The following is a 12,810-nucleotide window of genomic DNA, read 5'->3' as shown; positions in this document are numbered from 1 at the left end:
ACCGCGCCCGGTTCGGGCGGCGCCTGACACCATGACACACAACGCCGGCATCCTTCGGCGAGCCACACCAAGGAGACAATGATGATTAAAAAGACCCTGACCCTGTTTGCACTGGCCGGACTGGCCCACATCGGCATGGCACAAGCGGCCATTCCGGCCTACGTCAGCTCAGCCCCCGGCCTGCTGTTCGTCAACTGGCACGATAACGCCAGCAGCAGCGCCAACCCGACCCTGATGATCCGCAACGCCTCCGGCGATCTGCTCAAGCAGGTGCCCGCCGAGCTGAAAGGGATGCAGCAGGTCCGTCTGCCGATGAGAGCCCAGGGCAATCTCACCCTCAGCCTGGATGGTGAGAGCGACAGCTATCGCATGCCTTACAGCGTTGGCAGCGGCCGCCAGCGCTGAACCAACCTATTCATCCTGTGGTTTTCTCACGATAATGAGGTTGCCTGACCGGTGACATAGAAATACCCCGCCAGAGACTGTATCCGGTGGGGTATTTTTATTGGCTCATACCGGCACTGAATATATTTCGTGCCCGCCACTATCACTTATTCCCCTGGCCCGATGAGCAGATAAATTTAACCGGAAGGCAACCACTCTTCTATGAGTGGCCCCCCTGTTTTCGCTACCGTCTTCAGCAAGGCGAAATACAAGATCCCGATGTCACACTCTGCTACAAAATAGGCTTCAACTGGCAAAGTTCAGACACCGGTCTGGTGTTTACTTGAGGTCAAGGCGAGCAAGCCGAATCCGAACTCAATCCGCAAGGAGATATACCATGAAGACTCTGACCAAAACTCTGCTGACCGCCACCCTGATCCTTGGCCTGCCGCTCGGCGCCTATGCCGCCAGCGAAGCCGTTGCCACTACCCAAGCCGGCGCCATGACCAATTGCCCCATGGATGGCAGCGGCATGAAAGGTGGCAAGCACCACGGTGGCCGCCACGACAAGATGGCCCGCATGCAAAACATGACTCCGGAGCAGATCCAGGCCAACCTGCAACAACGTTATGACAGGATCGAAGACCCGGCCAAGAAAGCCGAATTCGTGAAGAACCTGAACCTGCGCGCCGACGGCATGACCAAGCACGCCGACGCGATGAAGCAGTTTGCCGAAGCGCACCAGTAAGCGCATCGCAATCAGCACAAGGGTGGCCTCGGCCACCCTTTCTTTTTTCCACTTTCCCGCGCACTGCCTCACGGCAGGGGGATCACCCCGTCGAGCCGTCATTTCCCTTATCTTCTGCTCCGGGTTCTGTGAGCGATAACAAACGTTTTATGTTCGAAATGGCTAATAATGGCGACTCAAACAACAAGGTCACGCAAGACAGTGCCAACAACAGACAGGAGTCGTTATGGGGTGGAGTCTGGGAACAATCAAGGGACGATATACAGCCGTCTTCGTGGGATTCATGGTGCTGGTGTGCGCCCTGACGGTCATCGGCATCCAGATCTGGATCAAGCCGGCGCTGCAAAAGGCCGGTGAACAGAATGTGACACTGCTGGTCAGCGAGATCGCCACCGACATCCTCGATGAGCTCAACGGCGTACAGAGCCAGTCCCGCAGCATCACCCAGCTGGTCGCCCAGCTGCCAAGCGAGCAAATTGATGCCCTGCTGCCTGCGCTGATCGATCAATATGGCAATGCCATGGTGTTTGGCGGCGGCATCTGGCCGCTGCCGGATCAACGGGAAGCGGGCCGCGCCAAGTTCAGCACCTTCTTTCACAGGGATGCGGCCAACAAGCTAATCCCCAACACCTACTGGAACTCGGCCGAGGCCCCCAACTACTTCGAACAGCCCTGGCACAAGGCGGGGCAACAGGCTCCCCAGGGCATGTGCGTCTGGGCGGCGGCCTACAAGGACGGCGCCAGCCAGCAGCCGAGAACCAACTGCGCCATGGGGATCTATCGCAACGGCGCCCTGTTCGGGGTATCGACCATAGATGTGACCCTGGGTTTCTTCAACGATCTGGTGGCCAGGAAAGAGCAGGAGATCGGGGGCCAGGTGATGATCATCGAGGCTGACGGCAAGATCCTGAGCAAGAATGCCCGTCTGAACGGGGATGTTGTGCTGGGCAACCTCTCGGCTCACGCCGATTACCCCTTCGCCGGTGCCATCGCCAGCCTGCTCGGCCAGAGCCGGGGTACAGGGCTGTTGCGCACCACTTTCCAGGATCAGGGGCAGGAACAGACATTGCTGCTGCAGGCCATAGAGGGGACCCCCTGGTTGCTGGCCACCGCCCTGCCAACCAGCACCCTGACCCAGGACAGCCAGGACGTGCTCACCACGCTGGCCGCAATCCAGCTGCCCCTGGTCGGACTGCTGTTCGTGCTGATGCTGCTGGCCATCACTCAGCTCGGCAGCCGCTTGCAGACCCTCAAACAGAATATCGACGCCCTCTCTGCCGGCGATGCCGACCTGACCGCCCGCATCCAGGTGAAGGGGAATGACGAGCTGGATCACATTGCCCTGTCGGTGAACCGCTTCATCGCCTATTTGCAGCAGATGATGGTGCAGGTGACTGACGCCACCGACCTCATCACCCGCGAACTGGCGCAGCTCGATCAGCAGACGGGTCAGGCAAGACGGATCCTGGGTGAACATGCCGCCGAGACGGATCAGGTGGTCACCGCCCTCACCGAGCTCAGCTCCACCGCCGACAGCGTGGCACAACACGCCAGCGACTCGGCCAGCTTCACCGAAGCCGCCAACGGCCAGGCCGCCAATTCACGCAAGGTAGTGGGATCGGCCTCCGCCAGCGTAGTGGCCCTGATCGACGAAGTGGATCTCGCCGCCGCCAAGGTGCTGGAGATGCAGGAAGATGCCAAGCAGATTGGCAGCGTGCTCGGGGTGATAGGTGGCATCGCCGCCCAGACCAACTTGCTGGCGCTCAATGCCGCCATCGAAGCGGCACGGGCCGGTGAGCAGGGCCGCGGTTTCGCTGTGGTGGCTGACGAAGTGCGAGCCCTGGCGGCTCGTACCCAGAAGAGCACCGCTGAAGTGGGCAGCATGCTGTCGCGCCTCACTCAGGGGGTGGCCGACGCCGTCGTCGCCATGGAGCAGACCAAACGCAGCTGTCAGGCCGCGGCAGATACCACTGGGCAGGTGACTGGGGGGCTCGACAGCATGGCCGACTCAGTGGTGCAGATCCACGATCTCAGCAGCCAGATCGCCACCGCCGCCGAGGAGCAGAGCCGGGTGACAGAGGAGATCAACCGCAACATGGTGAGCATCCGCGACATGCTCAACCTGCTGGTAGAAAATGGTCGCAACACGGAGCAGAGCGCCGAGTCGCTGCTCAGCTCCAACCGCCAGTTGCTGGCCCTGGTGCGTCGCTTCAAGGTGTGATCATGAACGTCAGCCAGCAAAAAGGGGCCATCAGGCCCCTTTTTCATGCACGTCACTCAGACTCAAGCCTTGGCTTTGTCGGCCAGGTTCAGGGTCTTGACGGTTTCGCCTTCGAACTTGATGACGACGTTCTTCTGAGCGGCTTCGGCATCCTTGAACAAGGTCTTGGAGGTCTCTGCCAGCATGGGAGATACCTTGTTCAGGGCGCTCAGGTCATAGGTCCACACTTCCAGACCGGCTTCGGTCTTGGTGGTGACGGGCGCGCCCAGCTTGTCCTTGATGGCTTGCTTGTTGGAGCCGCCTTCCTTGATGTCCAGCGCTCTCTTGATCGCTTCGTTGGAGGCGCTGTCCATGGCGGTACCTGCCATCTCTTTGGCACTGCTGGTGACACTGCTGGTCACTGTATCGGTCAGGGAGTCCATCAGACCGGCGTGGGCAAACAGGGGCAGTGCAGTCAGGGCAATCAGGATGCTCTTTTTCATCGATTCATGTCTCATGGGGGATTAAAGAGCGCGCATCAAACCAGCGCCCTCAACAGGAGTCAAGGCAATCGCGCGGTCAATACGCATTCGGGGGGTAAATGAGAGAAATCCGACAACCGGTTGCGCCCGGGCAACCGGTCAAAACAGCCCCTTGCAGGCCCTTGTCATCTATTCACAGATCTGGTTCTTGCCAGCCAGCTTGGCCTGATAAAGCGCCCGATCCACCCGTACCATCAGCTGGCTCAGGGGTTCATTCAGCCGGTATTCCGCCAGCCCGAAACTCAGGGTGATATCGAGCTGCTCGCAAACCCGTGACTGGGCGATCAGCTCCCTCAGCTTGTCGGCCACCCGCCAGGCATCAGCAAGAGCGGTATTGGGCAGCACCACCATGAACTCGTCCCCACCCCAGCGGGCCAGCAGGTCAATCTCGCGAATATGGCTTTGCACCCGCGCCACTATGTTGATCAGGGTTTGATCCCCGGCTGCGTGGCCATGGCTGTCATTGATCTGCTTGAAGTCATCCACATCCATGGCGATCACCGAAAACGGCTGATGAAAGCGCTTGGCCCGTTCGCACTCCATCTGAATATCCCGCTCGAGCCGATAACGGCTGGCGGCGCCGGTCAGGGCATCGGTTTCTGCCAGCTGGCGGTTCTCTTCCGCTTTTTGCTGCAAGGTCGCATTGAGCTGCACCAGCTCGGCCGTGCGTTTGGCGATCAGCTGCTCCAGTGAATGGTTGCGTGACTCAAGCTGTTCATAGAGCAACTTGCGAGCATGGATATTGCGGTGGGCACCTATCATGCGCGCCACTGAACCATCCGGATTACGCGCTATGATATGGCCGCAATCCTCGATCCAGATGTAGCTGCCATCCTGACAGCGGCAGCGGTACTCGACCCGATAGTCGGGCGCTGAACCACTCAGATAGGCATCGAAGCAGGCCATCACCCGCGCAATGTCGTCGGGGTGGATCACCCCCTCCCAGGTGAAGACGTTGTTGCCAAGGGAGTGGGGCTCATAGCCCAGCATCAGATACCAGCCAGGGTTGCGATAAACGAAGCCGGTGTTGGCATTCCAGTCCCAGATCCCGTCGCTGACCACCTCCAGAATGCCGTGCACTACGGCTTCACTGACGTCCGAGATCCTGATCGTGTCACTCTCTTGCAGCATAGAGACCATCCTTGTTCTTCTGCCCCGCACAGTGGCGAGGATGCTCAAGCCCGATTGTTGAATAAACAGCGGAGGGGGAACTATCACCCGGCAGCTTGCCCGCCTCTCTTTGCCCGCCCAGACCTGCCCTGCTATTGGCCATATTATCGGCAGAAATCAGGTTCGTATGAACAACGGCTGCAACCAGTGTGGTTCAGGTTATTGCGTCTGTCCGGTTATAAATCTGGGATGACGCAGGCAAGCCCATGAGCCGTGCACCCTCAGTCGACAAAGGGCTCATCCAGCCGAGCCAGGGACGCCCTCCTGCGGCTACGTGTCAGTAGGTGGCGATAATTGCACCAATGAGGGGCACTGCTTTGGCGCGGCTCTGTCCAGATTGGGTAAACATCACGCCACATGGGCCAGAGATAGACTTAAGACATTGAAAATAAACACTAATACTTTTGGCTCACTAATTGCTTTGATCAGGGTCAACCACCAAAGGATTGGGGAAGCTGCATGAAACTGATCACCGCCATTATCAAGCCATTCAAACTGGATGACGTTCGCGAAGCCATCGCCAGTCTCGGCGTCGAGGGGCTGACCGTCTCCGAGGTCAAGGGCTTCGGTCGCCAGAAGGGGCACACCGAACTCTATCGCGGAGCCGAATACCAGGTCGATTTCCTGCCCAAGGTAAAGCTGGAGATCGCCACCCTGGCCGACAACGTCGAGCACATCATCGAAGCCATATGCAAGGCCGCCTACACCGGCAAGATCGGTGACGGCAAGATTTTCGTCTATGACCTGCAGGCTGCCGTGCGGATCCGCACCGGCGAGACTGACGCAGAAGCCCTTTGATACAACAGGAACCGAGGAACACAACATGGAAGAGTTGATCAAGTCCGTTTCAGAGCTGCGCTATGCGCTCGATACCTTCTATCTGCTGATATCCGGCGTGCTGGTCATGTGGATGGCCGCCGGTTTTTCCATGCTCGAAGCCGGGCTGGTACGCGCCAAGAACACCACTGAGATCCTGACCAAGAATATTCTGCTCTATGCCATTGCCTGCATCATGTTCCTGCTGGTTGGCTACAACATCATGTACGTGGACAACGCCGCCGGTGGCTGGTTGCCAAGCTTTGGCAGCCTGATCGGCACCCAGGCTGACGATGCCGGTCACTCACTGCACTCCGACTTCTTCTTCCAGGTGGTGTTCGTGGCGACCGCTACCTCCATCGTCTCGGGGGCCGTGGCCGAGCGGATGAAACTCTGGTCCTTCCTGCTGTTCTGCGTGGTGATGACGGGCGTCATCTACCCGATGGAAGGGTACTGGACCTGGGGCGGCGGCTTCCTCAAAGAGGCCGGTTTCTCCGACTTCGCAGGCTCCGGCATAGTGCATCTGGCCGGTGCCGCCGCCGCCCTCGCCGCCGTGCTGCTGCTCGGCGCCCGCCGCGGCAAATATGGCAAACAGGGTGAGATCTACCCCATTCCGGGTTCCAACCTGCCGCTGGCAACCCTGGGTACCCTGATCCTCTGGATGGGCTGGTTCGGCTTCAACGGTGGCTCTCAGCTGGTGCTCTCCACCGCTGCCGACGCTACCGCCATCGGCACTGTGTTCGTCAACACCAATGCCGCAGCGGCAGCCGGTGTGGTCGGCGCCCTGCTGGTCAGCAAGCTCACCTGGGGCAAGGCGGATCTCACCATGATCCTCAACGGCGCTCTCGGCGGCCTGGTTGCCATCACGGCCGACCCGCCTCCCCCAGCCCGCTCTTCGCCAGCCTGATCGGTGCCCTGGCCGGCGCCCTGGTGGTCTACGCCATCGTCGCCTTCGATCGCCTGAAGATTGATGATCCGGTCGGCGCCATCTCGGTACACGGTGTCTGCGGTCTGTTCGGCCTGATGGTAGTGCCCCTCTCCAACGAGAGCGCCACCTTCTCGGCCCAGCTGCTGGGTGCGGCCGTCATCTTCGGCTGGGTGTTTGGTGCCTCCCTCATCGTCTGGGGCCTGCTCAAGGCCACCATGGGGCTGCGAGTCAGCGAAGAGGAAGAGATGATGGGAGTCGACGTGCACGAATGCGGCATCGATGCCTACCCCGAGTTCGTCACCGTCAAATCCAGCATCTGACCGACTGAACAAGCACAATGCAACAGGGCCGGAGGCAAACCTCTGGCCCTGTTTTTTATCGCCAAAAACGGGTGCTGTGTGGATATCCTGGGTGCGCAGTACCATGCCCCCTCGTCATGCCCCAGTGAGGCCAATGGCACAAATGTATTCAACACAGGGCAAAGGTGCGCTGTTTATCGGGCTTGAGGCACTCAGTGGGATTGAACGAATAACCGCCATCATGCCCATGATGACCTCTGTTTACATCCGCACAATAAACAAACCAGAGATCAAAGTGTCATTACCGACAGATGAAGGAAAATATTCAATAAAATCAGATTTGTGCCATTCAAATTCGCCACTGACATTATATCTTGCCAGCCTGCCTTGTTTTTATTTATATAAATAAAGCTAAAACTCTAAACGAGTCATTTATTGAGCATGATGCCCTGCCATTATTTTCCATAATATAAAAACCCATGACGACAATGGGTTGTTATTGCTGAATGCACTGACTATAATCCGCGGCCCTCCAGCAATGGCGGACAAAGGGAATATAAATAAACTTCATGGATAGAGGTATTTCAACCACGCAGAGTTCACGCATACAGGAATAATTTATCCATGAATACCTTCAATAAAGCGCTCGTTTTCTCCCTGCTCGGTCTGGGTATCAGCACTGCCGCCTGTGCAGAAGGCTGGTATGCAGGGCTGGATCTGATCACCTCCAAGGCAGATCTGGATGGCATGGCGCAGCAAGCGTATGACGCCAAATTGATGGACGATCGTCTCGATGGCGGTAGCCTGATCGTGGGTTACAGCTTCAAACCCTGGCTGGCCATCGAAGGTGGTCTGCATGCCCAGCAGATGAGCCAGCTGATGTGGATCACCAGTTCAGTGGCCACCGGCTTTGTTGACACCACCATAGACACCCGCAGCATCAGCCTGGCCGCCAAGTTCAGTCAGCCGCTGGCATATGGCTTCTCTGCCTACGCCAAACCTGGCCTCGCCTATACCCGCACCGAAGTCGAAGTGATTGGCAACGGCAGCATACCTGCGCTGGGAGTCAACGAGCAGGGTCGCATCGACGAAGCGAAAGGCCGGGTTCATCCCAATCTGGAAGTCGGTTTCGACTATGCCTTCAACAGCAGCCTCTCTGCCGGTATCGGCTATGAGCGTCAATTCAGCGCCCTGACACTGGGTGACGACCACCACTCAATGGATACGTTCAAGCTGGGTCTTCGTTACCATTTCTAAGTTATCTTGTTCCTCAGGGGGAGATCTCCCCCTGCTTTTCCCGCCAATGGATCTTCTCCCTCGGTTTCCATCCGCCAGAATATAAGTTACATCCGCCATTCAGGTTATTTGACGATCTATATCCAAATCCGGCAATGGATTTTTTACCTGATCCGCACCTATATTCACCCTGCTTATTCCCCCCATGCTTCACCCATGTTTTGACATCCCATTGGTGCGGGTCAATATAGCTCAGTTGCTGCGCCAAATGGTGCCAGACACCCTCTATCTCGCTATTTTCCGATCAGGTCTGTGCACCGCTTATTCTAACGACTCAATGCCGCCTCACTGTGCGGGTCCGGCTTTAAATGCGGGATGGTGCAGATTGCGATAATGGCTGGGAGCCAGACCTTGCTGGCGCTTGAAGGCGGTGGAAAAGTGATACTCGTTCTTGAAGCCGCACAACTGGGCCACCTGTTTCACCGAGTCGCCGCCGCTGGCCAGCAAGAGGGCGGCTCGTTGCAACCGCAGCCGTTGCAGCAAGGCCATGGGGGCCAATGCAAAGTGCTGCTGACAGAGACGATAGAGCTGGCGCTCGGAGAGGTGCAGGGCGTCTGCCATCCGCCCTATGTCCCAGCACTCGGTCAGGGATTCTTTGAGCATCAGCTCGAGACGCAGGGCCTGCCGCTCGCCGCGGCTCTGCCCCTCCCCCTTTTGCAGCAGGCGGCGCAGATAAAAACCGAGTTGCTCCACCAGGAGCGCACTGAGCAGAGGGTCCTGGTGGCGCTCCTGCTCCGCATAGAGGTTCTCAATAGTGCGAAGCAGGGTCCCCTGCTGGGAGGTACACCCCAGCCTGGGGTGGCTGGCGAAGGCATCCCAGGGGGAGTTCTTGTGCAGCAGCAGCCACACCAGATCCCAGTCACCCTTCGCCGCCGGTTGTTGCTCCGGCGCTGGCGGCTCTGGCAACTGCCTCTCCGGTAATAGCGTCTCTGGTAGCTGATAGCAGAGCGACTCCCCTGCCGGGATCAGGGCCCACTCCCCGACTTGCAGCCGCTCAAGACGATCGCCAATCAACACCTCCCCCTCGCCCCCCAGGGTGAGCAGAAAACAGTGCACGTCCTCAAAGCAACGCTCGATCCTGTAGTGGGTACGCAGACATGAGCAGCCCGCCAGCCACACCTGCTCCTGTGCAAGGGCGGGCAACAGACTGTCACAGCAGATCTGCTCGCGGCAGTCGGGGGAGACGTCAATGACGTCAGGATTGGCAGTTTCAGACATCATCAGGACGGGCTCAGCCATGTCGAACATTCAAGGCCCAGCATAGCATGGTAGGTATCAAGTCACAGGAGACCAGCCATGCACATACATCACGTCGCCATCTGGGCACAGGATCTGGAGACGCTCAAGACATTCTACTGCTCTCTGTTTGGCGGACAGGCGAATGAGCGCTACCACAACCCGGCCAAACAGTTTTCGTCCTACTTCGTGCGCTTCGAGGGGGGTGCCAGCCTGGAGCTGATGCACAGCCCCATACTGTTTCCGGCAGATCTCAGTCTGCCGCACCCGCTGCAGGGGCTGGCCCATATCGCCTTCTCCCTCGGCAGTGTGGAGGTGGTGGACAAGATGACAGCCCGCCTCAAGCTGCTCAAGGGCGCCGAGGTCAAACACCTGGACGGCCCCCGCTGGACCGGCGACGGCTATTACGAGAGCACCTTCCTCGACCCGGAAGGCAACCGGCTGGAGCTGACTGTTTAGCCCCTTGATTGGCCCCTCACCCTCACCCTCTCCGTAGGTTCGATTAGCGAAGCGTAATCGGACGGCGGTAACGACATTGCGCCCTTCTCCCGCTTGTATCAAAAGGAGGTGAAGGGCTGAGGATAAAGGGCCGCGATATCATTGCCGTAATGGGCGGACATCAGATCGCTGTGCAATACGCTTCGCTTATTGCCCCCCACCACAGGGTGTATCCAATTCAAGTCGATAAAAGTCCGTCTCGACGTGTTTTGGATTGTGGCGAAAGAACTGCCAGCCAAACCGTCGGTAATGGTTCAGCGCCCGCAAATTGGTTCGACTCACGGAGAGAACGGCCCATTCACAGCCCGCCCCCAACAACTGCTGGCGAATATAGGCCTGCAACTCGGCAGCCAGACCGCTGCCGCGATATTCGGGGAACAGATAAATCAGCTGCACATAGCCCGTCTCGGGTTCATCGGAAAAGCTGCGAAATTCCAGCTGCCCCACCAGTTGTTCACCCACCCAGACATGGAGGTAATGCCATAGCGCTTGCCCCAGCCTTTCGCGGATCCGCTCCCGATAGCCGTCGAGAAAGCCGGCAAATCCGTCATGGGTATGAAAGCTGCAAAAATAGGCATCCCTGCGTGCCTGTACACAGAGCTCGTAATCTCGATCCAGATCGATAGTTTTAAATTCAAGTCTCAAGCAATGACATCCTGCCGTGTGTGTAGGGTGTAATAAGCGAAGCGCATTACACCTTTTGGCAGATAAATAGCAGCGGTGCAATTCACTTCGTTCATTGCACCCTACCCGATTTTACCAAGTGGGCGAAGTGGACATTGTGGCAACTCGCCCCTCTCCCAAAGGGAGAGGGGATTATGCAGCATCGGGGATATTACATTAGCATATAGCCACGGAGCTAAATCTCCCTTCTCCCACTTATTTATAAAGAATGGGGAGAAGGGCTGGGAATGAGGGGGAAGGAAAAAAGAGATTACGCGGTAAACGTTGGGCCTCGCTACGCTCAGCCACAACCTACACAATCGGTAGGTTGGTGCTGAGCCTGCGAAGCCCAACATAAGAAATCGATTTTTCGATTACTCGACATCAGTAACCTATATCAAATGGTGTAGGCTTGCCAGACACTCTAATAAAATCACCATGCGCGTATACATTGTGACCAAATCCACACTCATTTTTATTCGGATTTGTATCAACTCTCAGAATACCATGATCTTTTTCTATAAATTTTATCGAAATTTCACAATTACCCTCTTCACCGGTTAGTTTTATCAGCCCCTCATCATCCTTCATAGTCACAACCTGAGATATTTCCCCCATGTTAGGACCATAAGCCATCCCCATTAACCCAAAGTAGAGCAGATTCAAAGATATCAAGTAGTCACTACCTTGCTTTTCTACAGAGGCAATATTCCAACTTCCGAAACCAGCATACTCCCAATAAGTTCCCACCATATCAGGCCCTACGGAGACTGGCATATTTTTAAGCAGACCGTAGTTGAATTTAGATTTCTTATCATTCGGGGCTAATGACAACCATGCCAGAGCTTTAAGCTTGTCCCCTTGCTTTATATAAGAAAGCGCAACATTGTTATATGCTGTAATAGTCGCAGTTTGATCTGGATTACCATAGGCATATCCACACCCCTCACTTAATGATACTTGCTCAGTAAAATAACCTCTTGCTTTGACATATTCCCCTGCCTTGTATGATTCATCACCTTTTTTTATAACCACTGGCAGTTTCGCACACATCTCTTTCTCGATATCATCACCAGGCTCTGCTGCATTAGCAAAGAAATTAGCGATAATATATAGAGTCAATACCATTAGAACAAACTTCACATTTATAAAATTCATATTATTCACACCTTAAATTTTCATTATCTTTTTTCTGTATAACAATCAGACCGACCAGAATAGATAAAACAAAATTCACAAATAGGCCACCATATACCTTTGTATCTACCCAGTACGTTAGTGGCAATGTTTCACTGACTACATATAATATCGCTGCGCATAGCATATAAGATGTTCCCATGACCTTTCGATAAGAACACCAGACTATATCATCTAGGCCTAAGCGATTACCCCAGAGAGAAAACAATAGACCTTTGTGATGACTAAACGGCACTAATAACAAAGCACCTACAACCATATAAAAAAGCGAAGGCTTCAAAAACATCCATGATTCAGAAACAAAAAAATACATCTCGGCAAAAGATAAGGGTAACGCTGCAAAGAGAAATAATAAATATGTCCGCCAATACAATCCCCATACACTTTTAATCACCTGAATCTCCTACTATTTTCTGCAAAAAAATGTTTTCGAACATCTATGCACAACAGATAGCGGTAAATTTCGTTTACCGCCGTCCAATTTCTGGTTTACCCCACGTAGTCCATCGGTTTACCGAGCGGAGCATAGCCGTAGACCCGAAATACATTCCCGATCCGCTCTCCGGGCACCCGCACCCGCAGCAACACGTCCCGCACGGCTGCGGTCTGCTCGGGTGACGTGGTATCTACTTCCAGCAACTCGATATGCTCGTAGCCACCCACTTTAAAGTGATAGAACCACTCCCCATCCCAATCAGACAGATACCGGCTGTGCAAGTCCCGTACACGCCACCTAGGAGAGAGCGCTCCCAACGCATACATACCGAGCCGGATTTCTTCCCACCTAGTGGCACTCATCAATCGCACCAGTTCCATCATGCCTTCATCCAATC

The 12,810-nt window shown here is 55.8% G+C and carries 16 protein-coding genes; 9 read left to right on the top strand and 7 right to left on the bottom strand.

Annotation, left to right across the window (positions count from 1 at the left end; genetic code table 11):
- The first annotated feature begins 81 nt into the window (after positions 1 to 81).
- From ONZ54_RS01590 to ONZ54_RS01580, 3 genes are all read left to right on the top strand, one after another.
- Positions 82 to 405, top strand: coding sequence for a hypothetical protein (locus ONZ54_RS01590; protein WP_416995716.1), 324 nt, complete (start codon positions 82 to 84; stop codon positions 403 to 405).
- A 376-nt stretch (positions 406 to 781) separates the two neighbouring features.
- Complete coding sequence (locus ONZ54_RS01585; RefSeq protein WP_005316566.1) at positions 782 to 1,132, top strand: hypothetical protein; 351 nt, start codon at positions 782 to 784, stop codon at positions 1,130 to 1,132.
- 226 nt (positions 1,133 to 1,358) lie between these two features.
- Entirely contained in the window at positions 1,359 to 3,353 is a 1,995-nt protein-coding gene (locus tag ONZ54_RS01580) for a methyl-accepting chemotaxis protein (protein ID WP_265434550.1), read from the top strand.
- A gap of 62 nt (positions 3,354 to 3,415) precedes the next feature.
- On the opposite strand, the gene ONZ54_RS01575 is transcribed toward ONZ54_RS01580, so the two are convergent.
- On the bottom strand, positions 3,416 to 3,835 hold the full coding sequence (locus tag ONZ54_RS01575) for a hypothetical protein (RefSeq protein ID WP_058395785.1): 420 nt from the start codon (positions 3,833 to 3,835) through the stop codon (positions 3,416 to 3,418).
- Positions 3,836 to 4,003: 168 nt separating this feature from the next.
- Positions 4,004 to 5,005 carry a sensor domain-containing diguanylate cyclase gene (locus ONZ54_RS01570; RefSeq protein ID WP_059169370.1) on the bottom strand — a complete coding sequence of 334 codons (1,002 nt, stop codon included), beginning with the start codon at positions 5,003 to 5,005 and terminating at the stop codon, positions 4,004 to 4,006.
- A 498-nt stretch (positions 5,006 to 5,503) separates the two neighbouring features.
- Here ONZ54_RS01570 and glnK point away from each other — a divergent pair, with 498 nt between their 5' ends.
- The 5 genes from glnK (at position 5,504) to ONZ54_RS01545 (ending at position 8,344) form a co-directional block, all read left to right on the top strand.
- Positions 5,504 to 5,842, top strand: coding sequence for a P-II family nitrogen regulator (gene glnK, locus ONZ54_RS01565; RefSeq protein ID WP_005316576.1), 339 nt, complete (start codon positions 5,504 to 5,506; stop codon positions 5,840 to 5,842).
- 25 nt (positions 5,843 to 5,867) lie between these two features.
- Positions 5,868 to 6,767 carry an ammonium transporter family protein gene (locus ONZ54_RS01560; protein WP_271787322.1) on the top strand — a complete coding sequence of 300 codons (900 nt, stop codon included), beginning with the start codon at positions 5,868 to 5,870 and terminating at the stop codon, positions 6,765 to 6,767.
- Between the two features lie 23 nt (positions 6,768 to 6,790).
- The gene (locus ONZ54_RS01555) at positions 6,791 to 7,108 is read left to right on the top strand and encodes an ammonium transporter family protein (protein ID WP_271787321.1); all 318 of its coding nucleotides are present in this window, start codon (positions 6,791 to 6,793) and stop codon (positions 7,106 to 7,108) included.
- 133 nt (positions 7,109 to 7,241) lie between these two features.
- Positions 7,242 to 7,496 (top strand): hypothetical protein, encoded by a 255-nt coding sequence (locus ONZ54_RS01550; protein ID WP_271787320.1) that lies wholly within the window; start codon positions 7,242 to 7,244, stop codon positions 7,494 to 7,496.
- Between the two features lie 215 nt (positions 7,497 to 7,711).
- Positions 7,712 to 8,344: a porin family protein gene (locus ONZ54_RS01545; protein ID WP_169046942.1), complete on the top strand. Its 633-nt coding sequence runs from the start codon at positions 7,712 to 7,714 to the stop codon at positions 8,342 to 8,344.
- Between the two features lie 324 nt (positions 8,345 to 8,668).
- Here ONZ54_RS01545 and ONZ54_RS01540 read toward each other — a convergent pair whose 3' ends face one another.
- Entirely contained in the window at positions 8,669 to 9,622 is a 954-nt protein-coding gene (locus tag ONZ54_RS01540; RefSeq protein WP_271787319.1) for a helix-turn-helix transcriptional regulator, read from the bottom strand.
- A gap of 57 nt (positions 9,623 to 9,679) precedes the next feature.
- Here ONZ54_RS01540 and ONZ54_RS01535 point away from each other — a divergent pair, with 57 nt between their 5' ends.
- Positions 9,680 to 10,078, top strand: a complete 399-nt coding sequence (locus ONZ54_RS01535; RefSeq protein WP_271787318.1) for a VOC family protein — start codon at positions 9,680 to 9,682, stop codon at positions 10,076 to 10,078.
- 186 nt (positions 10,079 to 10,264) lie between these two features.
- On the opposite strand, the gene ONZ54_RS01530 is transcribed toward ONZ54_RS01535, so the two are convergent.
- From ONZ54_RS01530 to ONZ54_RS01515, 4 genes are all read right to left on the bottom strand, one after another.
- Positions 10,265 to 10,762: a GNAT family N-acetyltransferase gene (locus ONZ54_RS01530; protein WP_271787317.1), complete on the bottom strand. Its 498-nt coding sequence runs from the start codon at positions 10,760 to 10,762 to the stop codon at positions 10,265 to 10,267.
- Between the two features lie 402 nt (positions 10,763 to 11,164).
- Positions 11,165 to 11,938, bottom strand: a complete 774-nt coding sequence (locus ONZ54_RS01525) for a tetratricopeptide repeat protein (protein WP_271787316.1) — start codon at positions 11,936 to 11,938, stop codon at positions 11,165 to 11,167.
- A gap of 1 nt (position 11,939) precedes the next feature.
- Positions 11,940 to 12,371: a septation protein IspZ gene (locus ONZ54_RS01520; RefSeq protein WP_131730330.1), complete on the bottom strand. Its 432-nt coding sequence runs from the start codon at positions 12,369 to 12,371 to the stop codon at positions 11,940 to 11,942.
- A gap of 95 nt (positions 12,372 to 12,466) precedes the next feature.
- Positions 12,467 to 12,793, bottom strand: coding sequence for a DUF6678 family protein (locus ONZ54_RS01515; protein ID WP_334312729.1), 327 nt, complete (start codon positions 12,791 to 12,793; stop codon positions 12,467 to 12,469).
- Positions 12,794 to 12,810: the final 17 nt, after the last annotated feature.

Source organism: Aeromonas salmonicida, from assembly GCF_028355655.1.
In the GTDB taxonomy this organism is placed as follows: Bacteria; Pseudomonadota; Gammaproteobacteria; order Enterobacterales; family Aeromonadaceae; genus Aeromonas; species Aeromonas salmonicida.
Note: the sequence above shows the minus strand (reverse complement) of the source record. Positions and strands in the feature narration are given on the sequence as shown.